At 60.6% G+C, this 26436-nt stretch carries 19 protein-coding genes, 1 rRNA gene and 1 pseudogene; 6 read left to right on the top strand and 15 right to left on the bottom strand.

The window, feature by feature from the left end:
* Positions 1-15: 15 nt before the first annotated feature.
* The 3 genes and pseudogenes from L9059_RS23795 to L9059_RS23785 form a co-directional block, all read right to left on the bottom strand.
* Positions 16-3621, bottom strand: coding sequence for a transporter substrate-binding domain-containing protein (locus L9059_RS23795; RefSeq protein WP_247293332.1), 3606 nt, complete (start codon positions 3619-3621; stop codon positions 16-18).
* On the bottom strand, positions 3622-4248 hold the full coding sequence (locus tag L9059_RS23790) for a response regulator transcription factor (RefSeq protein WP_247293331.1): 627 nt from the start codon (positions 4246-4248) through the stop codon (positions 3622-3624).
* Between the two features lie 178 nt (positions 4249-4426).
* Positions 4427-4593 (bottom strand): annotated as a pseudogene (locus tag L9059_RS23785) (IS4 family transposase); the annotation flags it as partial.
* 353 nt (positions 4594-4946) lie between these two features.
* Here L9059_RS23785 and L9059_RS23780 point away from each other — a divergent pair.
* The 3 genes from L9059_RS23780 (at position 4947) to L9059_RS23770 (ending at position 8534) form a co-directional block, all read left to right on the top strand.
* Positions 4947-5747, top strand: a complete 801-nt coding sequence (locus L9059_RS23780) for an SDR family oxidoreductase (RefSeq protein WP_247293330.1) — start codon at positions 4947-4949, stop codon at positions 5745-5747.
* Positions 5740-7566, top strand: coding sequence for a glycoside hydrolase family 15 protein (locus L9059_RS23775; RefSeq protein ID WP_247293329.1), 1827 nt, complete (start codon positions 5740-5742; stop codon positions 7564-7566). Before L9059_RS23780 ends, L9059_RS23775 begins: the two co-directional genes overlap by 8 nt.
* A 68-nt stretch (positions 7567-7634) precedes the next feature.
* Positions 7635-8534, top strand: coding sequence for an alpha/beta fold hydrolase (locus tag L9059_RS23770; RefSeq protein ID WP_247293328.1), 900 nt, complete (start codon positions 7635-7637; stop codon positions 8532-8534).
* On the opposite strand, the gene L9059_RS23765 is transcribed toward L9059_RS23770, so the two are convergent.
* Entirely contained in the window at positions 8503-9486 is a 984-nt protein-coding gene (locus tag L9059_RS23765) for a GlxA family transcriptional regulator (RefSeq protein WP_247293327.1), read from the bottom strand. The genes L9059_RS23770 and L9059_RS23765 overlap by 32 nt on opposite strands.
* 89 nt (positions 9487-9575) lie before the next feature.
* Here L9059_RS23765 and inhA point away from each other — a divergent pair, with 89 nt between their 5' ends.
* Positions 9576-10253 carry an isonitrile hydratase gene (gene inhA / locus L9059_RS23760; protein WP_247293326.1) on the top strand — a complete coding sequence of 226 codons (678 nt, stop codon included), beginning with the start codon at positions 9576-9578 and terminating at the stop codon, positions 10251-10253.
* A 465-nt stretch (positions 10254-10718) separates the two neighbouring features.
* Here the strand turns inward: inhA and L9059_RS23755 are convergent, their stop codons facing one another.
* Complete coding sequence (locus tag L9059_RS23755; protein WP_247293325.1) at positions 10719-11207, bottom strand: SRPBCC family protein; 489 nt, start codon at positions 11205-11207, stop codon at positions 10719-10721.
* Positions 11208-11411: 204 nt separating this feature from the next.
* Here L9059_RS23755 and L9059_RS23750 point away from each other — a divergent pair, with 204 nt between their 5' ends.
* A complete protein-coding gene (locus L9059_RS23750; RefSeq protein ID WP_247293324.1) occupies positions 11412-11813 on the top strand; it encodes a lysozyme inhibitor LprI family protein in 402 nt (133 codons plus the stop codon).
* Between the two features lie 126 nt (positions 11814-11939).
* On the opposite strand, the gene peaD is transcribed toward L9059_RS23750, so the two are convergent.
* The 4 genes from peaD to peaA all read right to left on the bottom strand — a co-directional run bounded on the left by peaD (position 11940) and on the right by peaA (position 16513).
* On the bottom strand, positions 11940-13058 hold the full coding sequence (gene peaD / locus L9059_RS23745) for a quinohemoprotein amine dehydrogenase subunit beta (protein WP_247293323.1): 1119 nt from the start codon (positions 13056-13058) through the stop codon (positions 11940-11942).
* 23 nt (positions 13059-13081) lie between these two features.
* Entirely contained in the window at positions 13082-13405 is a 324-nt protein-coding gene (qhpC, locus tag L9059_RS23740) for a quinohemoprotein amine dehydrogenase subunit gamma (protein ID WP_008027961.1), read from the bottom strand.
* A 1-nt stretch (position 13406) separates the two neighbouring features.
* Positions 13407-14837, bottom strand: coding sequence for a quinohemoprotein amine dehydrogenase maturation protein (gene peaB / locus L9059_RS23735; protein WP_247293322.1), 1431 nt, complete (start codon positions 14835-14837; stop codon positions 13407-13409).
* A gap of 95 nt (positions 14838-14932) precedes the next feature.
* Complete coding sequence (gene peaA, locus L9059_RS23730; RefSeq protein ID WP_247293321.1) at positions 14933-16513, bottom strand: quinohemoprotein amine dehydrogenase subunit alpha; 1581 nt, start codon at positions 16511-16513, stop codon at positions 14933-14935.
* Positions 16514-16948: 435 nt separating this feature from the next.
* On the opposite strand from peaA, the gene L9059_RS23725 reads away from it, so the two are divergent.
* Positions 16949-18439, top strand: a complete 1491-nt coding sequence (locus L9059_RS23725; protein WP_247293320.1) for an aldehyde dehydrogenase family protein — start codon at positions 16949-16951, stop codon at positions 18437-18439.
* Positions 18440-18578: 139 nt separating this feature from the next.
* Here L9059_RS23725 and qhpG read toward each other — a convergent pair whose 3' ends face one another.
* The 6 genes from qhpG to rrf form a co-directional block, all read right to left on the bottom strand.
* The gene (gene qhpG, locus L9059_RS23720; RefSeq protein WP_247293319.1) at positions 18579-19874 is read right to left on the bottom strand and encodes a flavin-dependent monooxygenase QhpG; all 1296 of its coding nucleotides are present in this window, start codon (positions 19872-19874) and stop codon (positions 18579-18581) included.
* A complete protein-coding gene (qhpE, locus tag L9059_RS23715; protein WP_247293318.1) occupies positions 19871-20548 on the bottom strand; it encodes a subtilisin-like serine protease QhpE in 678 nt (225 codons plus the stop codon). Before qhpE ends, qhpG begins: the two co-directional genes overlap by 4 nt.
* On the bottom strand, positions 20538-22256 hold the full coding sequence (locus L9059_RS23710) for an ABC transporter ATP-binding protein (RefSeq protein ID WP_247293317.1): 1719 nt from the start codon (positions 22254-22256) through the stop codon (positions 20538-20540). Before L9059_RS23710 ends, qhpE begins: the two co-directional genes overlap by 11 nt.
* The gene (locus L9059_RS23705; protein WP_247293316.1) at positions 22256-24160 is read right to left on the bottom strand and encodes a sigma-54-dependent Fis family transcriptional regulator; all 1905 of its coding nucleotides are present in this window, start codon (positions 24158-24160) and stop codon (positions 22256-22258) included. The genes L9059_RS23710 and L9059_RS23705 overlap by 1 nt, the downstream gene beginning before the upstream one ends.
* Before the next feature lie 147 nt (positions 24161-24307).
* Positions 24308-26200, bottom strand: a complete 1893-nt coding sequence (gene mrdA / locus L9059_RS23700) for a penicillin-binding protein 2 (RefSeq protein ID WP_247293315.1) — start codon at positions 26198-26200, stop codon at positions 24308-24310.
* A 161-nt stretch (positions 26201-26361) separates the two neighbouring features.
* A 5S ribosomal RNA gene (gene rrf, locus L9059_RS31090) occupies positions 26362-26436 on the bottom strand; the annotation flags it as partial.

Below are 26436 nucleotides of genomic sequence, written 5' to 3'. Positions count from 1 at the left end.
AATGAATGAGCACGATTAACCCAACCGCTGAGCCAATCGCTCCATCGCCTGATGCAACTCGTCAACGGCCTCGGTCAATTGCACCGGATTCACTCCGGCGCATGCCGCTTCGAGACGCTCGCATGCCCCGATCAAACCCTGGGCCTTGATGATTCGCGCACCGCCCTTGATGCGATGAGCCAGGTTCGCCAGCCCCGGCACGTCGTTTTGCGTGAACAGCCGCATCAACCGCGCCATATCGTCATCATTGCAGGACGCCAGGTCATCCAGCAGGCGCTTGATCGACGCCTCGTCACCCCGGGTCAACTGGTACAGCCCGCCCAAGTCAATATCGTCCTTGAAGGGGGCGGCTGCCTGCTCGGCGCTCGGGATCACGCTCGACAGCCGTGCACCGAGGTCCCCGAGGCTGATCGGCTTGAACAGGCAGTCATCCATTCCTGCGTCCAGGCAGTGCTGCTTTTCCTCGGGTTGCGCATTGGCGGTAAATCCCAGGATGAGGCTGGGGGCGAGTCCCTTGGCGCGCTCTTCCTGGCGGATTGCCCGGGCCATTTCGTACCCTGTCATGACCGGCATATTGCAGTCGCTGATGACCACATCAAAAGGCTGGCTGCGCCAGGCGTGCAAGCCCTGCACGCCGTCTTCAGCGTCCCGGACCTTATGGCCGAGGTAGCTCAGTTGCTGGGACAGCAACAGGCGGTTTGCCGGGTAATCGTCGACCACCAGAATACTCAATGCACGATTCGCCGGTGCCACCGCGACCTGCACAGTCACCGGCTCATCCAAAGGTTGCAACGTGGGCAGGTCGAGGACGACGTCGACTTGGGTGCCCTTCCCAATCCTGCTGTTCAACGTCAGCTGGCCGCCCATCATTTCGCACAAAGTGCGGCAGATCACCAGCCCGAGGCCCGAGCCGCTGCGCGCCGATTGGCGATTGTTGCTGGCCTGGGTGAAGGGGCTGAACAAACGATGTTGATCCTCATCCGAAATCCCAATGCCGGTGTCGACGACCTGCAGGTAGAGCGTCAGGTGCTCGTCATGCCCGGCCTGGACCCTGACTTGCAGACGGACCTCGCCAGCCTCGGTGAACTTGATGGCGTTGCTCAACAGATTGGAGATAATCTGCTTGAAGCGTAGCGGGTCGACCAGCACTTCACGATGGGCGCCGACATCCAGTTCGAGGATCAGGCGCAGCTGTTTCTGGCGCGCCAGCCCCTCGAAAATGCGCGCGACGACGATCACCAACTCCCCCAGGTTGGCGCGCTCCGGGGCCAGGCTCAAGTGCCCGGATTCAATGCGTGATACATCCAGAATATCGCCGATCAGTTCAAGCAAGCTACGCGCGGCACCTGAGGCTACTTCGATGGCAAATCGGTCGCTCAGCCCCTGATCGGCCTTCTTCATCGCCAGCTCCAACATGCCGATCACCGCGTTCATTGGCGTGCGGATCTCGTGGCTCATGGTGGCCAGGAAGGTGGTCTTCGCCCGGTTCGCGTCGTCGGCGTCGTCCTTGGCCTCGCGCAACGCCTGGACCAGACGCTGGCGCTCACTGATATCGATCCAGCCACCGATCAGACCACTCACTTCACCGCTACTGGCGCGGTACGGCAGCATCCAATGGTAGATGGTCAGCACGTCTGCGCCCAGGGTCAACTTGCGGTCCTGAATCAGGGGCCGGCCGTCCTTCATCACCTGCAGATAATCTTCATGGTAGGCCGCAGCTTCCTGCACGTTCTTGAACATGCCCTCGATGACGGTCTTGCCAACCACCGCATCGCGCTTGATACCGAACACATCGAGGTAACCCGAATTGCAGATCAGCAGCCGTGCCTGGCGATCGCGTACGTAGATCGGGTGCGGTGTGCCGTCGATCAACACGCGCATAAACTCCAGCTGATCGCTGAGGGCCACTTCCGCCTGACGTCGCCTGGCAATCAGCTGGCGCAGATAGCCGATCCAGCCCAACGCCAGCAGCAGCAACACGGCCGCCAGGGCAAAGCCCTGAATGATCGCCGCGCGATGCCGCAACCAGTAGCTGTCGTCCACCACCACTTCGCTGCGCCAGCGGTTGGACACTTCGTCCAGCTCCTCCGGGGGAATGCTCAGCAGCGTCTTGTCGAGGATCGAATACAGTTCGGTGGCATCGCGGGTGGTCGCGAAGCCCAGGCGAGCGGACGTGGTGCCGACCGTGCTGGTGATGCGCAGCCGGTTGCGATACTGCCGGGAAATCATGTAGCGCGCAGTAATCAGTGCGCTGACGGCGGCATCGGCCTGCCCCTTGGCCACCAGGGTCATGGCGTGCTCGGCGTTGTCGGCATCGATCAATTCGATGCTCGGGTACTGCTCGATCAACTGGTCGCGTACCGGCGTGCCGCGAATCACCGCCAGGCGTTTGCCGCCCATCTCGTCCAGGGTCGCGGGACTGCCGCCGGAGGTACGGCTGACCAGCACATACGGCGTACTGAGGTAGGGACGGGTAAACCGCAAGGTCTCCTCGCGCGCGGCGCTGGGAGTCAAGCTGATCACCAGGTCCGCCTGGCCGGATTCGACTTGCCGGATCAGTTCAGGGACCGTATGCAGGCGTTGAATGTCGAACTTCAACCCGGTGCGCAGCGCCACCTTGGCCAGCACATCGGCACCCAGCCCGCGGAACTTGCCATCCTGGCCGTAAAACGACAGCGGCAGGAAACTCTCGTCTATGGCCACCTTGACGTGGGGGTGTTCCTCCATCCAGCGCTGTTCGGCGCTGCTGAATTTCAACACCTGCAGCTCGCTCATGTTCGCCCCGCCCGCACTCCAGCGACGCAGGATGGTCACCCGTTCGCTCGCGGGAATCACCGCCAGCGCAGCATTGACGATGCGCAGCAGGTGCGGGTTGTCCCGGGCCGTGGCGAAGGCAAAGTTGTTGACGTTGGTGTCGAGAAACGCCGCTAACTGCACGTTGTTCAGGTAATTCTTGTTGATCAGGTAGTTGGCGCTGATGGAGTCGCCCAGATAGACATCGGCCGTGCCGAAGGCTACCGCACCGATCGCACTCAATGTCGAGGGATAGAGTTGCAAATGGGCGTTGGGAAAGTACGCCTTGACGGCTTCCGGTGGCAGGTAGTGGTAGAGCATAGCCACCTGTTTTCCGGCCAGGTCCGGCGTGGCGTTCTGACTGTCGCCGATACGAGTGACCAGGGTCGGCAGGTCTTCGGCGTAGCCACTGGACATCACCAGCTGTGGGTCCGCCGCCTCGAAGTCGTTGGACGTGCCGAGCAGGTCGACTTCGCCCTGCTGGACCGCATGCACCACATCAGCCCGGGACGAATAACGACGCACCTCGATGCGCACCTGCAGCAGCTCGGCCAGCAATGCGGCGTAGTCTGCCGTCAGCCCTTCATAGTCACGACCGGTGCCGGTGATTCCAAATGGCGGGTCGTCCGGCGCCGAAGCGCCCAACACCAATACCCCCTTGTGGCGCAGCCATTGCCGGTCGGGCTCATCGAGCACTACCTGGTAGCCATCGACCTGCGAACGCCCCAGGACCCGTAGGTTTTCCACCGACGCTGCCGCGGCCCATACGCAATGAACGGAGCCCGACAACAGCAACACGACGAGCCATTTACCCCAGGCCTGATTCATTCACACCAACTGATTACGCTTGGCGAAATCGGCGAGGTACACCACGGACTTCACGTTGAGTTTTTCGATCAGGCGGGTCTTGTAGGTGCTGATGGTCTTGCTGCTCAGCAGCATGGCTTCGCCGATCTCCTTATTACTCATGCCGTTGGACAGTTGCTGCAGAATTGTCAGCTCTCGATCGGACAGGCTCTGGATCAGTTCCAGGTCACTGGCCTGGGCATCGTTGCGCCGCACTGAACTGTTTGCCAGGTTGGGAAAGAATGTATAGCCGGTCAACACGGCCTTGATGGCCCTGATCAATTCATCAAGGTCATCGTTCTTGGAGATGTAACCGGCGGCACCGGCCTTCATGCAGCGCATGGCGAAGAAAATCGGCGACTGCGACGTCAGGACCACAATCTTGCAATGCGGTTGGTCGGTCATGATCCTACTGATGACTTGCAGGCCGTCGAGCCTGGGCATGGCGATGTCGAGGATGATCAAGTCTGGCGCGTGTTCGCGGGCTCGTTGCACGGCATCCGCACCGTTGTCCGCCTCGGCGATCACTTCGATGTTTTCCTGCTGCAGGAGCATTGTGACCGATGCCCGAATGAACGGATGATCGTCTACCACCATCGCTTTGACCATAGGAACCTCTGCAAGACATGGCGGGCATTGTAGCGAGAGGCTGCGGGGATGGCTGCCTGATCGCGTTTTTTTTCCAGGCGCTTTGGAGAGGTTGCCGAGTGAAACTAGTCTGCGATCTTTTGACCTTGTCTCGTGTACATATCCATTCCTGCGGTCACGGCGGATTATGAATTCGCCTTTACGGCCATTCCTTTCTAGGTCTTTGCGCTTTAGCCGCCTTGGGTACCTGGTCCGTCGATACATGGGCGTGCACAGCCTTGCCCTCGAACCAATCTTTGGGTTTGGGCACCTTTGGATCTGCAGGCCCTTCGCGCGTTATCGTGGACGACCATCGCGGGCAAGCTCGCGCCTACAGCACCTGGGGACTCCGTTTCGAATGGCGGGAACTCTGGATGGCTGAGCCCAGCACTGCTGCGCCTGCAGCGATCGCCATGCGCGCGATCATGCCGGCCAGTATGAAGGCTCTGCTGCCTGGGGCTTTAAACAGGTCGCGGTAGGGGTTTGCCATGGGACGCATGTCTCGAACAGGGAGTGCAAATTGCCACAAGGCGGGGGTGCGCAAAGCTCTGAATTGTTGGCTGAATGTTAAGGCTCCAAGATCAAAAAATCGCAGGCTGCGATCTTTTGATTTTGCTGCTGAACTCTTGAAGCCTGAAACCAGTCAGCTACTTAGGCCCTCAATTCAAGGCGCTAACCTTATGCTGATATCCCTGGACCACCAGGTCGCTCTCATCACCGGCGCCAGCTCAGGTATCGGTGCCGGCACCGCCAAGGCCCTGGCCGTTGCCGGCGCCGCCGTGGTGCTCAACTATAATTCCCAGGCCGCACCTGCTGAAGAACTGGCCCGACAGATCAACGCTGAAGGCGGTCGCGCCATCGCCATCGGCGCGGACGTTTCCAAGGAGGAAGACGTCGAACGCCTCTTCGCACAAACTCTCGAAGCCTTCGGTGCGCTGGATATCCTGGTGGCCAATTCGGGCCTGCAAAAAGACTCCCCGACCGTGGATATGAGCCTCGCCGACTGGAACCAGGTGATTGGCGTCAACCTCACCGGCCAGTTCCTATGTGCCCGTGCGGCGCTGGGAATTTTCAATCGGCAGGGGATTCGCGAAGGCGTGTCCCGGGCAGCCGGAAAAATCATTCACATGAGTTCGGTGCACCAGCGCATTCCCTGGGCCGGCCATGCCAATTACGCCGCGTCCAAAGGCGGGATCGACATGCTGATGCAGACCCTCGCCCAGGAAGTCAGCCACCAGCGCATCCGCATCAACGGCATCGCCCCGGGAGCAATTCGCACGGCTATCAACCAGGCAGCCACCGAGGGTGAAGCCGCACAACAACTGCTCAAACTTATCCCCTATGGCCGCATCGGTGACGTCGAGGACATTGCCAATGCCGTGGTCTTTCTCGCCTCCGATGCATCCGACTACATTGTCGGCACCACCCTGTTCATCGACGGCGGCATGAGCCTCTATCCGGAGTTTCGCGGCAATGGCTGATCATCATTCTGAACGACAAAGCGCTATCGACGCCCATGGCATCATCGGCGACATGCGCAGCGCTGCACTGGTCAATGACCGAGGCAGCGTGGACTTTTTCTGCTGGCCGGAATTCGACAGCCCGTCGATCTTCTGTTCGTTACTGGACACACCTGACGCCGGGATATTCCAGCTGACGCCGGACTTGCCGGATGCGCGCCGGGAACAGATTTACCTGCCGGACACCAACGTCCTGCAAACCCGCTGGCTGAGCGACCGCGCGGTGGTCGAGGTCACCGACCTGCTGCCAATCGGCGACAGCGAGGATGATCTGCCAGTATTGATGCGCCGGGTTCGCGTTGTCAGCGGCCAGGCGACCTTTCATATGCGCTGCGCTGTTCGACACGATTACGCCCGCGCCAGCACTCGCGCGCAGATGGATGAGCAGGACGTGGTGTTCAAGGCGACCGGCCAGCCTCCCCTGCGCCTGTCATCGGATCAGGCGATGAGCCTCGATGCCGATGCAGCAGTAGCGCAGTTCACCCTGGAGCAGGACCAGAGCGCGCAATTCCTGCTCGGCGGCGTGGATGACCCGCGCTTTAAAAAAGGCGCCACGGACATGTGCATGGAGCGCACCCTGAAATTTTGGCGCGACTGGAGCAGCCAGTCCAATTACCGCGGCCGCTGGCGAGAGATGGTCAATCGTTCGGCCCTGGCGCTGAAGCTGCTGACCTCGCGCAAGCATGGCGCCATTCTCGCGGCCGCGACTTTCGGCCTGCCGGAAACACCCGGCGGCGGGCGTAACTGGGACTATCGCTACACCTGGATCCGTGACGCCTCGTTCACCGTCTATGCGTTCATGCGCCTGGGTTTCGTCGAAGAGGCCAATGCGTACATGGGCTGGCTGCGAGGACGCGTCAGCGATTGCCGAGGCAAGCCGATGAAACTGAACATCCTCTATGCCGTCGATGGCCGCCAGGAACTGCCGGAAACCGAACTTTCTCACCTTGCAGGCCACGGTGGTGCGACGCCAGTGCGGATCGGTAATCAGGCCTACGACCAGGTACAGTTGGATATCTTCGGCGAGCTAATGGACGCCGTGTACCTGGTGAACAAGTACGGCGATGCGATTTCACATAAGGGCTGGAAGCACACGGTTGAGGTGGTCGATCAAGTCTGTGAAAGCTGGCAGCAGAAAGACGTCGGCATTTGGGAAATGCGCGGCGAACAGCATCATTTCCTGCACTCGCGACTGATGTGCTGGGTCGCGCTGGACCGGGCCATTCGCCTGGCGTCCAAACGCTCGCTGCCCGCGCCATTCGCTCGCTGGGATGAGACTCGACAGGCCATTTATGCGGACATTTGGCAAAACTTCTGGAATGAAGAACGCGGGCATTTCGTCCAGCATATCGGCAGCACGGCCCTGGATGGTTCGATGCTGTTAATGCCGCTGGTGCGTTTCGTCAGCGCCAAGGATCCGCGCTGGCTATCGACCTTGCGGGCGATCGAGAAAACCCTGGTGCGTGACGGCATGGTTTACCGCTACCGCAACGAGGATGCCGGAATTGACGGCCTGGAAGGCACTGAAGGTGCATTCGCGGCCTGCTCGTTCTGGTACGTCGAGTGCCTGGCCCGGGCAGGCCAGGTGGAGAAGGCGCATCTGGAATTCGAGCAATTGCTCAGGTACGCTAATTCGCTGGGTTTGTATGCCGAAGAATTCGACAGCCGAGGCCGGCATTTGGGAAACACACCGCAGGCACTGACACATCTGGCGCTGATCAGTGCGGCGAGTTTTCTCGATCGGAAGTTGAGTGGCGAGAAGAGTTATTGGCAGCCCTAATGACGGCGTGAATCTTACAGGGTCACGCAATCCCTCGTAGGTGCCCGAAAAGTCGCGGAGACTTCTGCATGTATGGCCATCCCATCCAGTTCACCCGAACATCAATGCTCACGCTCGCCTATGAAGAACACGGCCCTGCCAGTGGCGATCCGGTCATTCTGCTGCACGGCTTCCCCTACTCTCCGCGGGCCTTTGACGACATAGCACCTGACCTTGGTGCACAAGGCTATCGGGTGATCGTGCCCTACCTGCGCGGATACGGTCCAACCCGCTTTAATAGCCCGGGTACCCCGCGCTCCGGGCAGCAGGCGGCACTTGCCCAGGATCTGCTGGACCTGATGGACACGCTTGGGATTGAGCAGGCAGCGCTTTGCGGCTATGACTGGGGTGGACGAGCGGCGTGCATCGTTGCGGCGCTGTGGCCGCATCGGGTTCGTTGCCTGGTGACTGGCGATGGGTACAACCTCCAGGACATTCCCAACTCGGCGCAGCCGCTGGATCCGCAAACCGAACATCGCCTCTGGTATCAGTATTACTTCCATAGCCCGCGCGGAGTGGAAGGCTTGACCCGGAACCGGCGAGCGCTGTGCGAGCTGCTCTGGCGCCTGTGGTCACCGACCTGGGCCGAGGGCCCGGCGTTGTACCCGCGCAGTGCAACGGCCTTTGATAACCCGGACTTTGTCGAGGTGGTGATTCATTCTTACCGACACCGATTCATGTATGCCGCCGGCGATCCAGCGCTGGAGTGGATGGAGCAGGCACTGACTCGTCAGCCGCCGATCAATGTGCCCACTATCTCGCTGTGCGGCGCCGACGATGGCGTCGGACCTGCAACGCCAAACGACGAGGATCGGGACCATTTCACCAGTGACTACGAGCGGCGGATTTTGCCGGGAGTCGGGCACGACATTCCCGAAGAAGCGCCCGAAGCGACGCTCAGGGCATTACTGGATTTGATGCAGCGTTGATGCAAAAACGCTCTCTATAAGCCTGCGGAGTTACCCCCATCGCCCGCAGGAAACCGCGCCTTAGGGTCTCTTCGCTGCCGAAGCCGCATTGCATCGCCACGCGCTTGACCGGCAAACCGGTGTCGCTGAGCAACCTGCGCGCCGTTTCCACCCGGATCGATTCAATTGCCCGGGCGGGAGTCTGGCCGGTATCGGCACGGTAGTGCCGGACGAAACTGCGCTCGCTCATGCCGGCCTGGGCGGCGAGCGTTGGAATGCCCAGGTCCAGGGAGAGATTTTCGCTGATCCAGGCATGTAGTTCGTCGAACCGGTTGCCTTCTTTTTGCAACGACAAGGTCACGCTGAATTGCGACTGGCCACCGGGACGCTTGAGAAATACCACCAGCTGGCGGGCCACTTCCAGGGCGATCTCGTGACCGAGGTCCTGCTCGACCATGGCCAGCGCAAGGTCAATGCCGGCGGTGACGCCGGCCGAAGTCCAGACCGGGCCGTCATTGATGAAGATCGGATTAGGTTCGACCCGCAGCTGCGGATGCTGCTGCGCCAACTGGTCACAACGGGTCCAGTGAGTGACCACCCGCCTGCCATCCAGCCAGCCACTGGCGGCCAGCAGAAAGGCCCCCGTACACACCGAGGACACGCGCCGGCATCGGGTTCCATGGGTGCGCACCCAGCTCACCAGCGCCGAGTCCTGCGCCGCGTCATACACGCCCCAGCCGCCGGCGATGATCAATGTGTCGCTGGCCGTTTCTGGTAACGGTTCGGCCAGCAATGCTAATCCCGCCGAGGACATGACTGCCCCGCCGCCCCTGACGATCACCGTCGGTGCGTAGGGTGCCGGCAGGCCTTGCTGACGAAGGATGTCATTGGCTGAGGCAAACACTTGCAGCGGCCCGGTGACATCGAGCAGTTGCACCTTGGCGAACGCGAGCACATGAATGACTTTAGGCATATTGGCGTAATTCGTGGGCTAATTGGCGTATGCGCCACATCCTGGACGTCTAGAGTGAAGTCGTCCACCCACTTCATGAGAAAAACACCATGTCGTTACAGATTGGTTTCCTGTTGTTTCCCCAGGTTCAGCAGCTTGATCTGACCGGGCCTTATGACGTGCTGGCGTCCCTGCCAGATGTGCAGGTGCATCTGGTCTGGAAAGACCTGGCCCCCGTGACTGCCAGCACCGGGCTGGTGTTGCAACCCACTACGACGTTCGATGAATGTCCGGCGCTGGATGTGATCTGTATTCCCGGCGGCAGTGGCGTCGGCACGCTGATGGAGGATGAAGTGACGCTGTCGTTCATCAAGGCCCAGGCGGCCACTGCACGCTATGTGACTTCGGTATGCACCGGTTCACTGGTACTCGGCGCGGCAGGCCTGCTAAAGGGCAAGCGCGCCACCACGCACTGGGCCTATCACGAGCTGCTCAAGCCTTTGGGGGCTATTGCGGTTCAGGATCGGGTAGTGCGCGACGGCAATCTGCTGACCGGTGGCGGGATCACGGCGGGGATCGATTTTGCCCTGACGCTGGCTGCGGAATTGTTCGGCGAGGACACTGCACAGTTAGTGCAGTTGCAGCTGGAATATGCTCCCGCACCGCCTTTTGCTTCGGGCAGCCCGGACACTGCGCCGACTGCAGTGCTGGAAGATGCCCGTCTGCGCGCAGCGCAGTCGCTTGAGCAACGGACCGTGATTACCGAGCGGGCTGCGGCCAGGCTGTAAACAGATGCGTTAGATGGCCCGACTTTGGGAACTAGCTTGCTCCAGAAAAATGAAAGAACGCCATGGGGAATCAGGCGCCCAGCGTTATCGTTGACGTCCATCACGAGCGAGCTCGCTACCGGGGTCGGTTTTTTGCGGGCGAAAAAAAACCCGCCGAAGCGGGTTTCCCAAGACCATGTCGACTCCCTGTCGATAGCGTTCCGTGCTGATGGTCGATCGTCCGTGATCCCGAGGCACTTCCTGTGCTTCGGTTGATGGGGTCAGAATACGCATCGGATCCAATGTGTAACAGACGATATCACTACCATCGCGTGTAAGACATTCGCCATAGCGGCCGTCCGAAAGCCCTTAGGCATGTCGGGGCTAAAGGCTGCACGCGTAATCGCAGCCGCGTCGGCGTGATGATCGGCTCTGTGTCGCCCTCCCGCGCCCAGCGCTTCAATCAGGGCTTAAGCATCCGGGCATTTACTCTTGCTGGCGTTCGTGCGCCCTTTGACTGATCTTGAGGAACTCTTCGATATTGTTCATCTGCTCATCCCAGCCGCGGCTGTCCATGCGGAATGCCTTGAGTCGGCGCTCCTGGGGAACGTGATCGAAGCCGGACTCGGTGACCTTGAGTAACGTGCCTCCATCCATATCTTCCAGTTCGAACAACACCAGGGTGGTGGGCTCCTGGGAATAATCGATGTGCGGTTCCACTGCGTAGGGGTGCCAGCGAAACGAAAATACTCGCTCCGGCTCAACCCGCTCCACGAGTACATTCCACAGCAGGTGTTCATAACCAGGATAGGTAATTTGCCCCTGGGTCCACTCACCGGCGACAAACCGCTTGCCTTCCAGTGCCACACCAAACCATTGCCCGAAGGCTTCGGCATGGGCGATCACGCGCCAGACCTGCGAGCGCGGGGTCCTGAGCAGGATTTTCCTTTCGATACGATCTGATGCTGGGTTCATATGTCACCTCCTGTAATGAACAGTAGGCCTGTAAGACCACAAGACCAACCCTAAAGTTGTACCAAGCGGATGCTGTAATCAACCTTCAGCGCATAGTCGGCAGCGAGATGACTGGAATCGAATGGCTTTTGCGCGACCGGCAACTGCCATCGCCAGGGTTCGCTACACTGCTCTTCTCTTTACGATGTCATAGTGAGAACTCCCATGTACTTACGCTTTCTCCTGGCGCTGACGCCATTGCTGTTCACCCACGTGGCCCTCGCCGCAGATTGCGCTAACGCCACGGATCAGGCGACGATGAACCAGTGCGCCGCCCTGCAGAACAAGGCGGCGGACAAGGAGTTGAATGCGCTGTACCAGCAGATTACCGGACGGCTGAAGAGCGATCCGGACCGCAAGAAGCTGTTAATCGGCGCGCAGCGATCGTGGATTGCGTTTAGGGATGCGCAGTGCAAGTTTTCAGCGTCGGGGGTGGAGGGTGGTAGTGTTTATCCGTTGATCTACGGTAATTGCATTACCGAATTGACCCGGGCGCGGGTCGAGACCTTCAGGAATTATTTGAAGTGCCAGGAGGGGGATATGGGGTGTCCGGTTCCTGGGGCCTGATGCGGTCTCTATGAGGGCCTAATCGCGGGCAAGCCCGCCCCGCACTGTCCGAGTCGACACGGACAGTGCGGGGCGGGCTTGCTCCGGGCGGCGTTCCGACGAAGGCGGCCGCTCAGGCCGCCGCCACTACCGGGTAAATATCTGCGCCGTGGTAATGGCCATATCCCCACCCGGCAACTTGATGCTGCCAATCTGCTTCATGCTGTCGGGATCGAAGATCGCCACATCATTGAACGTCCCCGCCAGGTAAATCTTGCTGCCGTCCTTGTTGAAGGAGATGCAGTAGTAGGAGTGATCAAGCGTCGCCGCCTGCAGCATTTTCTTCTCCTTGATATCGTACTTGGCCAGGCGGTTGAGCACGCCGAACATCAGGTTGGGGTCCTTGGGCGAGCGCATGCCGCTGAAGTAGATTTCGGTCAGCGGGCCGAAGTCGGTGGTTTCGGTCTTGCCGGTTTTCAGGTCGACGCTGAATAGCCCGTAGAGGTACTCGGCGGTGGCAGGGTCCTGCTTCTTGTCTTTGAATTTAGCGGCGGTATAGAGCAGCGAGAAGTCATGTCGGTAGGTCTGCTGGTTCCACACATATAGCACGTCAGGGGCGCTGTAGTTGGCGCGTTTCCAGTGGCGACTGGGGATCAGTACGTCGAACTTGCCGGTTTTGACATCCACTTTATAGACATCCGCCCCGGCAACGTACAGCGTGCCATCGTCGCCGCTTTGCATGATGGTGAGCTGGCGAGGCGCGGGGAAACTGCGCACAGGCTTGGCGTCCATTCCAGCGTCAGTGGCGTACACATCCAGCCGCGGTTGCTGCACTTCATAACGATCATTGAGCATCAAGGTCGGGTTGGCAATGGCGAACAACTCCTTGCCGTCATGACTGAGGGTGAAGGCGAACATCGACTTCGCCTTCTCGCCTGGTTTCTGGGTGATGCTGGCGTGGAATACTTGTTTGCAGTTATCCAGTTCGACGCCATAGATGTCCGCGTAGTGGTTATTCAGCACATAGGCGCTCTTGCGGTCGGGCGAGAGCTGCACGGTGCCGGGACCGAATGCGTCCGGCATCTTGCAGGTCTTCAACAGGGTGTCGGTGGCCAGGTCGATGATGTGCAGGTTGTTCGGGTAATTGGTGGTCACCATGTATTCGTGACCGGCCGTGAGGGCGGTGTTTTCATCGGCCAGGACCGTGAACGTCAAGGCATTCAGGACGGCGAGTGCGGCCAGGCCGCAGGCATTGATGCGAGGCATGCTGAAATCCTTCTGTAAGCCGATCACTTGTCTTTGGGAAAGACAGTCCCGAGATTGCGCCAGTTATCGTTGGACGCCTGGGCATCTTTGTTCCAGTCCGGGTAGGTGCTCATCATGTCGGGCACCTGGGCTGGCCACCAGCACGGGTCGGAACAGCCATAAAGGTCCGCTTCCATCGGCTGGCACAGCGACGATACGCCGCCGAACGCGTCAATTTCCCAGCCCGGGTCAGTGGTCGAGGCGCAACCGGCGACAGAACTCATCGCAACCACTTCTTCGATGCGGTTTTCTGCTGCGGCTTCGTCGAGCTTCAGCGCTTTATTATTGATTGCCTTTAGATGCTTCATATCAGTGAGCCTTGCGCGGGGTGATGTAGCTGCTGATAAACGCAGGGTTGTGGGCCATGATCCGGGTGTAGACCTCGATGCCGAAGTCGACCCAGTCACGCATCAGTTCGCAGTAGTGATAGGTTGGGTGGGTCGGGTCGCCATAACGGGCGTAGCTCTCGTGGTAGCAGCCGCCGGAGCAGAGGTTGCGGATCTGGCAGTCTTCGCAGCCGGTGTTGGTACGGTCCAGGCGCTGGGACAGGAAGTCATTCAATTCCACCTGCTTCACGCCGCTGTGGACGTTGCCGAAGGTCGGCAGGCTCGAACCGGTGAAACGGTGGCACAGGTTCAGTTCACCCTTGTGATCCACCGCCAGCATCTTCAGGCCGGCGCCGCACGGCAGCGCTTTCTTGTGGCCTTCGTGGATGTCGGTGATCAACTGGTGCAGGTTGGAGAAGCCGATGTTGCGATGCTCCAGCGCCGCGTCCAGGTAACGCCGGCCGAGCCTCTTCATGCTGGCAAACACTTCTATCAGTTCGTCGCTGGTCAGGTTGAAGGTGCTGATGTCGCCGGAGGTCACCGGGGCGAAACCGACTTCGGCAAACCCCAGTTCGTTGAACAGGTGATCCCAGATAGTCTCGACGTCGGTGACGCCCGTGGTCAGTGTCACTCGAGCCCCGACCGGACGGCTGTTGTAGCGTGACAGCAACATTTCGGCCTTGCGCCGCACCACGTCATAGGTGCCCTGCCCGCCCACCGTAATACGGTTGCGGTCGTGCACGGTTTTCGGTCCGTCGATACTCACCGACAAACCGAAACGGTGGGCATTGAGATAGTCCACTGTCTCTTCGGTCAGCAGCGTGGCGTTGGTGGTCATGACGAACTCCACGAACTTGCCGGCCTCGCGGAAGCGCTTTTCACAGTAATCGACCATGTATTCGATCAGCTTGCGATTGCTCAGCGGCTCGCCACCGAAAAACACCACGGTGAAGCGTTCTTCGTCCGGGGACTCGCGCAGTAGCATTTCCACTGAGGCGATAGCGGTCTCGACATCCATCTTCTTGCCCGCCGACGGTTTGTCCAAGTCTTCCTTGTAGCAGTAAGTGCAGCTCAAGTTGCAACCGGTGTTGACGTTGAGTACGACCGTGTTGATCGCGGTGCGCTCGACCCGTTTGGTGCCAATGTCGGGGGTCAGCGGCGAGCCGTCGCTGACCAGCTCCAGGGACATCAGCTCGCGCAGGGTCTCGGTGATTTCTTCGCCGTTGAAGCGCGAGGCCAATCGCTGGATCAGGTCGTCGGACGAGCAACCCGGGCCACGCAAGGCGTCAATGATGGTGCCTGTGAGCTCATCGCTGGCGAACAGCGAACTGCTGGGGATGTGGAATAGCATACGGTCGGCGTCGACGTGCACTTCGTGCAGGTTTCTCTCGACCAGGTTCAAGATAGCGCCCATTGCAACCTCCTGTGCAGACCCCGCTTGGCGGGGCGTGCGATCATTCCAAAAAAGTGTCTGAAGCCGTTAACGTCAGCCCGCTCACGTTTTCAAAATCATGGAATGGGTGGATTGTTCCAGCGTTGCACGGTGACAATCATCTGGCCCTCTCCGGTCAGGGATTTCCCCGAGTCGTCGACGGCAGCGATCACCTTGAGATTGCCGGCATTGTTGGTGGACATTTTGCGTTCCGGGTTCGGCCCGGCATCGCCCGGCGTGAACACGCCACTGTCGGCCTGCATGGTGCCGGCGAATTTGACGTCTTCGTCCTCCCGGGCGCGATCGTCGAAGGGCTCGACCTTCCACTGCGCCGGAAATACCCCGATGCGGTACAGCTTGCCATCAGCGCCCTTGCCCCACGCTTCCGCATCGAAACGCCCCTGGACCTTGGGCGTCGAACCGCCGCCATCACCGATTCGTGCCACCGAGAAAGCGGGTACGACCTTGACTTCGGCGATGGTGCTGTAGACCGATAACGTCGGGCCTTTCAAGCTGCCCACCATGACGCTGCGCAGGCCCGGCTGGGCATTGGCGGCGGCCTTGAGTTTGAGCTTGATTCTGTCAGGACTTTGCTCGACGACTTCGAGCACTTCCACGCCTTTACCAAAGTTCGGTTTGCCGCTGAGCCCGCTGCCGATCAAGGTCACTTCGGTCTCGGTGCCGGCCTTGAGGTAACCCGGTTGCACCGCCAGCAAACGACTGCTGCCCTGCTTGGCGGCGACAAAATCCAGGCCGCGTTCATCGTGCTCGGCTTCAAACATGCGGCCTTGCATCGCACTACCCTGCGCGGCGAACACCTGGCGCATGGTCACACCGTCGATGGTCACGTTGCCGCGCCATTCATAGCCCGTGTAGAGAATTGCACTGCCGTCGCCGTTGAACGGGCTGCCATCGGCGTATTGGCCTTTGACGCTGACTTTAAAGGTGTCGTCGCCATCTGCCGTCACGCTCATGACGCCGGCCAGTTCACCCTTGCCCGGCAGATGACCACTGAAATTCCAGTCGCCGACAAACGCCTGGGCCTTGGGCGCGCTGGCTTGCCATTTTTTCCAGGCCGGATTGTCCAGCGGATAACGCTTGGCCAATAAGGGGACCATTTCTTTTCGCGCCAGATCGAACCAGTCGCGATCCCGGGACAGGGCCTGATATTCCAGCGACGGCCATTGGCCGAGATGGAAGTTCACCAGGCGCTCCCATTCCTGCGCCGGACGGCGTTGCAGCGCGACCCGCGCACCGGAGTGGCAACGCCCGCACATCTGACTGGTCTGGTCGTCGAATTTCTCGACCGTGTTCAGTCGGCGCTCCAGCGCATAGCGCACACCGTCGGTCTCGCTTGGCGCCAGGCCTTGGGTGTCCGCCAGGTATTTGACCAGGGTGCGACGGTCGTCATCGCTGATTTGCAAACCGTGCATGGTCTGCATTCGGGCGATGCTCATCAGCCAGCCCTCCGGGGTTTTACGCTGGTGACTGATACGACTCAGGGCGTTATCGGCTTCGGGGGTATGACAACCCTGACAGGTTTCCTTGAGGATGGTCTGGGCGTCGCGAGCTGCCAGGCTTTGCGGCGAGTGCAGCGCCATACAGGCGGTTACGGCCAGCAAGCTGGCGGTTATGCCTGATCGGAGTTTTCTCTTCATCAACGTCGAACCTCGCACGGTGCTTTCTTATTTTTGTGGCTTATCGTTTTTGTGGTTTCTGCCGTCGGCGCCGAGCGCTTTCGGGGGCAGGAGAAACGTCTGCGATGAGCAATACACGGAGCGTGCCAGCTTATAAATAGTGCTTTTTTATCAATAAATTAGTGGAAATAACGGGTGATTTACGACTCCTGAACCAGACAATGGGCGTCCAATATCGCGACAGCTGTTTCACTCTGAGACAAGCATAGGTTCAAGATCAAAAGATCGCAGGCTGCGATCTTTTGATCTTCGCTGTCGCAATTTGCGACGCTCACTCATTCCCCTGTCCTGGGCAAATAGCCCAAGAGGCCCATCCGATCGGGGTTTCAATCAAAAAACACAACTGGCACAGCCATTGCGAAGGACCTCGCCACACGAACAAGACGAGGTTTCATCATGTCGCTTCCTGATCTGCTTCCTGCCACTTCGGCATTCATCCAGCGTGCTCCGCGCATGCTTATTGGGGGTGACTGGGTCGAAGCTGCCGACGGCCAGACCATGCCATTGCACAACCCGGCCACCGGCGAAGTGTTGTGCGTGGTGCCACGGGCAACGCCCGAAGACGTCGACCGCGCCGTACTCGCTGCCCGCCACGCCTTCGACGACTCGGCCTGGACTCGCACCCGCCCGCGGGAGCGGCAGAATCTGCTGTGGAAGCTGGCTGACCTGATGCAGCGCGACGCCCAACTGCTGGCGCAGCTGGAGTGCCTGAATAACGGCAAGAGTGCGGCCGTTGCCCAGGTGATGGACGTGCAACTGGCCATCGACTTCCTGCGCTACATGGCCGGCTGGGCGACCAAGATCGAAGGGTCCAGCGTTGAAGTTTCACTGCCGTTGATGCCCGACGATCAATTCCACAGCTTCATTCGTCGCGAGGCGGTCGGTGTGGTGGGCGCTATCGTCGCCTGGAACTTCCCGCTATTGCTGGCCTGCTGGAAACTCGGCCCGGCCCTGGCCACCGGTTGCACTGTGGTGCTCAAGCCAGCGGATGAAACCCCGCTGACCGCGCTGAAACTCGCTGAGCTCGTGCTGGAGGCGGGTTACCCAGAGGGCGTGTTCAATGTGGTGACCGGTACCGGGATCACGGCAGGTTCCGCGCTGACCCATAACCCGCTGGTGGACAAGCTGACATTCACTGGCTCCACGGCGGTGGGCAAGCAGATTGGTAAGATCGCCATGGACTCGATGACCCGGGTTACCCTGGAACTGGGCGGCAAATCTCCTACCATCGTGATGGCCGATGCCGACCTGAAGACTGCCGCTACCGGGGCCGCCAGTGCGATTTTCTTCAACCAGGGCCAGGTGTGTTGCGCCGGCTCCCGGCTGTATGTGCAGCGCAAACACTTCGACAATGTGGTGGCGGACATCGCCGCCATTGCCAATGGCATGAAGCTGGGCAACGGCCTTGATCCATCGGTGGACATGGGCCCGCTGATCTCGGCACGCCAGCAGGAACGGGTCTACGGCTACATCGAAAATGGCCGGCAAAGTGGCGCGACGATTGCCTGTGGTGGCGAACAGTTCGGGCCGGGGTTCTTCGTCAAGCCGACCGTGATTGTCGACGTGGATCAGCAGCACTCGCTGGTGCAGGAGGAAATTTTCGGCCCGGTGCTGGTGGCGATTCCATTCGATGACGAGGCCGACGCGTTGCGCATGGCCAATGACAGCCCCTATGGTTTGGGCGCGAGCATCTGGTCCAATGACCTGGCGGCGGTGCACCGCATGATTCCACGGATCAAGTCGGGCTCGGTCTGGGTTAATTGCCACAGCGCGCTGGACCCGGCGTTGCCGTTTGGCGGGTACAAGATGTCCGGGGTCGGCAGGGAGATGGGGTATGCGGCGATCGAGCATTACACTGAGTTGAAGTCGGTGTTGATCAAGTTGTAATTGCGGCGGTCTCTCGGGAGCCATCGCGGGCAAGCCCGCTCCCTCAAGGTTTTGTGGTGAAGCTGCAATCTCTGCCATCACAAAAATCACTGTGGGAGCGGGCTTGCCCGCGATAGGGCCTGCCCAGACAACCAAAATCTCAGGGTTTAAATCCCTGAGCCAACAACCACCCCCGAACCTCCCGCCCCTGCTCCGCCGACAAACCCGCCAGCACCTGCCCGGCAGGCTCAATCCACAACCGTCGCACCAGCGGCGCGAGTTCAACCCCCTGAACATGCCAGATCCCCAATGGCTGATCTGGCGTGATCACGACCTCGGCTTCGTCGACAAAACCATCCCTGAGCACCGGCGCACGCTCGATCCTCAGCTCACTGAAATCCGCCTCGGCATGCGCCACCTGCGCATCCGGCCAATTGCGCCGTGCCTGCCAGAAGGGCTGGTCCGGCCAGCGCTGCTCATCGGTATAAAAATCCCGTCCGATTCGCGCAAAGCGCAAGAACAACTGTTCGACCCGCTGCTGATGAAACCGCTGGGCCAGCGCGGCCCGCTCGGGTTTGCGCAGCAGCGTGTTGATCACCGTTGGCGCCTGTAGAGCCGAGGACAGCGACTGAAAAATCCCGTTGCCGGACAACGGATCCACCGCCATCGCCGCATCACCCACACGTATCCAGTTATCGCCACACACCTGCGGGCTGAGAATCGCGGTGCTGCTGCGTGCGTGCAACTGCAGATCAAGCTGCGGCCCGGTGCCGAAAAATGCCTGGGCCAACGCTGAGGACTCACGAACGTGCCTACAGTAATCGAGCAACTGCGCCTTGATCGGCAGATCGGCACTGGCGACGTCCACCGTCCACTGCCAGTAGCACTGACCGTCAGCCCGTCGAGCCATCCAGGCCCAGCCATCCTTGAGGCTTTCCACAGCGCTGGCGGTCTGACCCGGCGCGCCTTGCCAACGGTTGAGCAGGCTGACTGTCTCGGCCCCGCGCAGACCTTTGCCCAGGGCTGGCGCCTGACGGCCGCGGGCTTCTACCAGGAAGTCGGCGACCCATGCCTCGCGACCTTCAATCTCGACTCGATGTCCCATAGCCAATGACTGCACCGTCAGCACCCGGCCCTCTATCAGCTCGACACCGGCAACGTGCAGGTCTTCTCGCAGCCCGCGATCGAAGCTCGGACGGTCCAATAGAAACTCAATGTTCTGCGCATGCTGCTCGCCGTTCCACGACACCTGCCGCTGGGAGGGCAAGGCGGCGTCCACCAGAGCCCGTTGCAGTCCCGCGCCACGCAAGGCCTCGATCACCCTGGTGGACACGCCTTCCAGGGCCGCAAAGCGTCGCCATTCGCTGACCAGGGTCACCGGATAGCCGAGTCGCCGCAGCCCCAGAGCCACTGCGGCCCCCGCCGGCCCGGCGCCGAGCACGACGATCGAGTTCATGCTCCGCTGCGCCGTTCAGGGCCACGATAACGGGCGTGATCTTGTAGCCACTGGACAACCTGCTGGTTATTCGCCTGCGGCTGCCGCGCCAGATACCCCGCGATGTGCCCGCTCAATGCGGCGCACCCCAGGCTGGCGCCGGACTGTCCCGGGTAGGTGCCGTGCACACAGGCAGCAAAATCCGCCTGTGCGCTGTCGAGCCAGGACCACTGCTGTTCGGCACAGCGCGCATCGCCAGTCACCCGCAACACCTGTGGATAATTCGCCGGATACACGCCCTCGCCCTGAGCCGGGCTTGACGCGCAGAGCAACACGCCGCGCGTGAGCGCCGCAGCGCAGGCTTGGCGCAACAGGCTGCGATCCTGGCGCAGGCCTAGGCTCAAGTTGATCAATCTCACGTCCTGCTCGACCAGCCAATCAATGGCCGTGGCAATCTGCAAGGCGCTGGTGACGCCGCGCTGGTCAAACACCTGAGCCACACAGAACACCGCCGATAGCGCGCGTCGGCCGATGGCTTCAATGACCGCGCTGCCATGCCCCAGGGGATCTTCTCGTAGTTCGCCCTCGACCAGTGCATCCTCGAGTAGTGAAAAGCGCCGCCCGGCGATCACCTGGGCTTGCTGTGCCGGCGAATGCCCGCTGTCGACCACGCCGATCCGCAGTTCAGGCTTCATGCAGCACCGTTTTCGAAATGAGTACGCCGTCGAGCAATTCGAAGCGCAGATCGGCATCGGCCAGGGTTGAGGGACGATGGCTGATAAGGATGCGTGTACGCCCGGCAAACAGCTGATCGATGGCCTCGATGACTTCGCGCTCGGTGGCTTCATCCACCGCCGAGGTCGCTTCGTCCAGCACCAGAATCAGCGGGTCCTGCAACAACGCACGGGCAATGGCGATGCGCTGTTTTTGCCCACCGGACAATTGCTGGCCACGTTCGCCCAAGGGACTGTCGAGGCCTTCGGGCAAGGAGGCGATCAGGCTGTCAAGCTGCGCCAGGCGCGCGACTTCGACAATTGCTTCACGGCTGGCGTCCGGCACTGCGTACGCCAGGTTGTCGGCGAGGCTGCCGCGAAACAGCACGATGTCCTGGCTGACCACGGCAATGCGCCGGCGCAGCTGGAACAGGTCGAGTTCGCGCAGGTCGACCTCCCCCAGCAGCACCCGGCCAGACTCTGGGTCGTGGTGTCGCTGCAGCAGGTCGATCAGGGTCGACTTGCCCACGCCCGAGCCACCGCTCAGGGCGACCTTGAGGCCGTAGGGAATCCGCGCTTCGATGCCGCGCAAGGTCGTCGGCCGCCCCGGGTGAGTGAAGTGCACGTTATCAAAACGCAGATCGCCGCAGGCAGGCATCGGCTGTGGCGCACCCGGCGAGAGGACGGTAGGTTCTTCGCCGCGCAATTCCATTACCCGCCCAAGGCTGACGGTCATGCGCTGGATCGCGACGTACAGGCCGAGCAGGCTTTGCACGGGGCCGACCGCCATGCCCAGGTAGGTGGAAAACGCGATCAGGGCGCCCAGTTGCCAGGTGCCCTGGACCACCCAGTAGCCGCCAATCAGAAACGCACAGGCGCGGGACAATGAAGTCAGGGTACCGGGCACCGCCTGGGTGAAAAACTCGGTGACCTGCAAGCGCAGCAACTGGCTCATGTAGCCTTGTCCGAGCGTTTCCAGGCGGCGGGACTCACGCTGCTGCTGGCCCGCAGACTGAATGAACTTCATCACCGGCAGCGTCTCGACCATGAACGAGGACATGTCCGCGGAGCGCTCGCGCAGTTGCCGCACATCCCGTTCGACCTTGCGCCGCATCCAGCGCAACCACAGCACGTCCAGAGGGATCAGCACCAACGCCAGCAACGAGAGCTTCCACGACAGGGTCAACAACATGGCCACCGAGCACACCAGGCCGAACACGCTCGACACCGCCGAGAACAACGAGTCCACGGCGAAGCGCTGAATCTCCGCGACGTCACCGTCAAGGCGCGACATCAGGTCGCCGATGCGCCGCTGGCCGTAAAAGCTTGGCGAGAGGGTTTGCAAATGCCGATACAGATCATCGCGCAGGGAGAACAGAATCCGCCCGGACAGCCGCGTATGCAGGTACCGGTTGATGCCCGACAGTGCCGTGCCCAATAGCCCGGCAACGATCATCAAACCGGAAATCAGTACCAGCATGGAAAAATCCCGGGCCAGCAGACCATCGTCGATCAGCAGTTTGGTCAGCCAGGGTTGCACCAGTACCAGCAGCGAGGCGCAAACCGACAGGCCAAGCAATCCGCCGATGGCCAGGCGATGGGGACGCACAAAGCTGTAGAGCCACCGCAAGGCGGCTTGCAGGGCTTGCGGGTTCGGGCTGTCGATCAGCCGCACGATCAGACGCTGCATCACGGGCGCAACTGTTTGAGCTTGCGATAAAGGGTCGCGCGGCTGATGCCCAGGGCGTCAGCTGCGGCTGAGACGTTGCCCTGGTGCTGGTCCAGGGACTGGCGAATCAACTCCAGTTCGTTCTGGCGAATACTTCCCGAGGCTGGCCGCTCGCTGGCGGTCAATTCATCGAGCATGCTGTCGGGCAGGTGATCGAGGGTGAGCACACTGTCGCCCGGTTCGCGCATGGCCAACGCCGTGCGCAGGAGCATTTCCAGCTGGCGAATGTTACCCGGCCAGTGATAACCGGTGAGCAAGCGGATGAGGTCGTCATGCAGAACCATGCTGGGGGCGTCAAGTTTGCTCAGCAGGCGCTCGACCAGCGCGCTGAAATCCTCACGCTCACGCAAGGCCGGGAGCATCACGCTGATGCCGTTGACCCGGTAGAACAGGTCTTCGCGAAAGTGCTTTTCCTCGACCAGACGCTTGAGATCGCGGTGCGTGGCGCAGATCAGCGCGACATCGATGTCCTGCTCTTCCCCTGCGCCCAGTGGCGCCACCTTGCGGTCCTGCAGCACTCGCAGCAAACGGGCTTGCAGGGCCAATGGCATGTCGCCGATTTCGTCGAGAAACAGCGTGCCGCCATGGGCCTGCTGCAAGCGTCCAACCATGCCGCCGCGACGTGAGCCGGTGAATGCGCCTTCACGATAGCCGAACAATTCCGACTCGATCAGGCCTTCGGGAATCGCCGCGCAGTTGACCGCCACGAAAGGTTTGTCGCAGCGACTTCCAGCCATGTGCAACGCCCGGGCGATGACTTCCTTGCCAGTGCCTGTTTCTCCCAGCAGCAAGACTGGAAGTTCGTTGGCCAGGCCTTGTCGGGCCATGCGCAGCGCCCGGGCATAGCGCGCATTGCTGCCGGCCAGGGAATCGAGATCTGGTTGTGGCTTGAGTGTCTTGGAGGTGCTGCGCGGGGGCGTGCTGACGTTGATCGAACGCTGTGGAGCGCGCAGGGTTTTATAGAAGAATTCACCCTTGGCGGTCTGCAAGCTGCCAACGCCGCCTTGGTGCAGACGGGACAATAGTTGCAGCCCGTCTACGCCGAGAAATTCTTCGCAGCGGCGACCTACCAGAGCCGAACGTTCGGCATGCAGTAACTGGCAGGCCTGGGCACTGACCGCGAGGATTTGCCCGCCAAGGCTGACGGCCAACAGCCCTTGCCACGGGGATTCGAGGTACTGGCGCCGACTGTGGAACGCCAGGACGATTTCATCCGGATAGCTGGCGTTGAACACTCGGCTTTCGATCTGGCTGACGGCCATCGCCAGCAGTGCGGTGCTATCGTGCACGCGACCCAAGGGGCCTTCGCGCGTAAGGTCGAGCACGCCGAGGATGTCGCCTTGCGGGCAATGAATGGGCACCGAGGTACAGGAAAAATCAGTCAGTCGATCAAGATAGTGTTCGCCGCAATCGATCATCGTCGGGCGTGCTTCAACCAGAGCGGTGCCAAGGGCGTTGGTACCGCGGGCGGCTTCGCTCCAGCAGGCACCAAGGGTGATGTCCTGCAGGCCGCTACCCTTGAGACGATCCGCGCGACCTTCAACGGCAAGGATAGTCGCGTCGGAGTTGGCCAGAATGATCAGCCCTTCCTTGCCCTGGCGTTCGGCCAGGTAATCGATCGCCGGCAGCGCAGCATCGATCAGCAACCTGTTGCTGGCCAGCAGCACATCGAGGCTGGCGCTCGATTCCAGCGCCAGTTCATGCTTGGCATTGAAATTCACGCCATGACTGAGGCTGCGGCGCCACGATGCATCGATCTCCGCACGCAGCACGCCATCCGGCACTTCACCCTCCAGATGCAGTTTCTCCCGGGCAAGCCGGGCTTCGCGATGCAGCTTGGGGGGAATTATTTTTATAAGCGTCATCAAGCGCTCCGGTTCGGTCCGCTTTGCGCCTTTTTCGAGTTAAGCGCCCTGACGTCATCTTTACGTTAACGTCAGGTCGCTGGCAAGTGCCATATGGCGCCTGCTGCACCGGGCAGACCGATCCGTCGGTTATCCGGGACAAAGACGTCAGACGTGAGGATCCACTGGAGCTTTGCTCGGCGAGGCGTATTGCGGCTTGAGATGGCCATCCTGGTCGAGCAACCAGGCGTCCATGATCTGGCGCACCACGGGACCGGCAACACGACCGCCCGCCTCGCCGTTTTCGATCATCACTGAGATGACGATCTTCGGGTGTTCAGCTGGCGCAAAGCCGACGAACAAGGCATTGTCGCGGTTGCGTTCCAGTGTCTTCGCCCGGTTGTAGCGCTCGCCCTGCTTGATGGCGATCACCTGCGCGGTACCGCTCTTGCCGGCGATGCGGTATTGGGCGCCGGCGGCAGCCGCCCGGGCAATGCCTCGCGCGTCGTGCATGACCATTTGCATGCCGTGGTTGACCTGTTCCCAGTCCCGGGGATCCTTGAGCAGGATATTCGGCATAGGGTGCTCGTCTTCAGGGGCGACACCGTCCACGGTTCTCGCCAGATGTGGCCGGTTCCACACCCCTTTGTTGGCGATCAGGGCGGTGGCCTGTGCCAGTTGTAGCGGCGTGACCTGCATGTAGCCCTGGCCGATGCCGAGGATCACTGTCTCGCCTGGGAACCAGGGTTGGCGGCGCGTGGCGCGTTTCCAAGCCTGGGAAGGCATCAGGCCGGCAGACTCTTCGAACATGTCCAGCGAGACCTTTTCGCCAAGTCCGAACATGGCCATGTAATCGTGCAGGCGATCGATGCCCAGCTTGTGGGCCAGGTCGTAGAAGTAGGTATCGTTGGAGCGCATGATGGCTGCGTCCATATCGACCCAGCCGTCCCCACTGTGATTCCAGTTACGGTACTTGTGATCGAAGTCAGGGAGCTGATAGTAGCCCGGGTCGAAGACACGGGTCTGGGGGGTGACTACACCTGCATCAAGCCCGGCGATCGCCACTTCAGGCTTGATGGTTGAGCCGGGGGCGTAGAGGCCGCGTAGCACGCGGTTGAACAGGGGCCGGTCGATGGAGTCGCGCAGTGCAGCATATTCCTTGAAACTGATGCCGGTGACAAACAGGTTGGGGTCGAAGCTGGGTTTACTGACCATGGCCAGCACTTCACCGGTTGCAGGATCAAGCGCAACCACGGCGCCGCGGCGATCTCCCAACGCTTGCTCGGCGGCTTCCTGCAGTTTGACGTCGAGGCTCAGGACGATGTTTTTGCCGGGGATCGGATTGGTGTGCTTGAGCACCCGCAAGACCCGGCCCCGGGCATTGGTTTCGACTTCTTCATAGCCAACGCGGCCATGCAGCTGCGACTCGTAGAATTTTTCGATGCCAGTTTTACCGATCGATTGGGCACCACGGTATTCAACTGTATCAAGCGTTTGGGATTCCCTCTCGTTGATTCGTCCCACGTAGCCGATGGAATGTGCGAAATGGGCGCCCATTGGGTAATGGCGAACAAACTGTGGTTCGACATCAATGCCCGGCAAACGGAACTCATTAACCGCGAGCACGGCGATCTGATCTTCGGTGAGTTCATAGAACAGCGTAACCGGCACGAATGGATGCCGTGCCTGCTTCATCGCCTTGTCAAACAGCGCGCGATCCTCGATAGGAAGGTGCAGAAGATTGACCACCTGATCCAACTCGTCTTTGACGTCTGTGGCGCGCTCACGCGTGATGGTCAGGTTGAAGCTGGGACGGTTGTCCGCAAGGACCACGCCGTTGCGGTCGTAGATCAAGCCACGGGGCGGGGTGATCGGGAGGATATGGACGCGGTTGTTTTCCGAAATCGTCGAGTGGTAGTCGAACTCGATCACTTGCAGCACATACAGGCGCACGACCAGTGCGCAGGAGATCGCCGCAACGAACAAGGCGCAGGCCATCAGTCTATTGTTGACCAGGCGCGTCTCTTTTTCGTGGTCTTTGATCGGGATTGGTTCAGGCATTTCTGCAGGAGCTCTATGGATTTGAAAAGTAACGCCGGTCCATAGGCCTTGATAGCAGTCCCTTGAAAACGAGGTGCACCATACCAAAAAGTGCCGATTATTTCCTGCGGACAAAAACAAAACCCCTACCTGCATACGCAGATAGGGGTTTTGGAATTTAATCTTGACGATGACCTACTCTCACATGGGGAAACCCCACACTACCATCGGCGATGCATCGTTTCACTGCTGAGTTC

It is taken from the genome of Pseudomonas violetae, assembly GCF_023072615.1.
Taxonomy (GTDB): domain Bacteria; phylum Pseudomonadota; class Gammaproteobacteria; order Pseudomonadales; family Pseudomonadaceae; genus Aquipseudomonas; species Aquipseudomonas violetae.
This window is presented reverse-complemented; position numbering and strand designations above follow the sequence as displayed.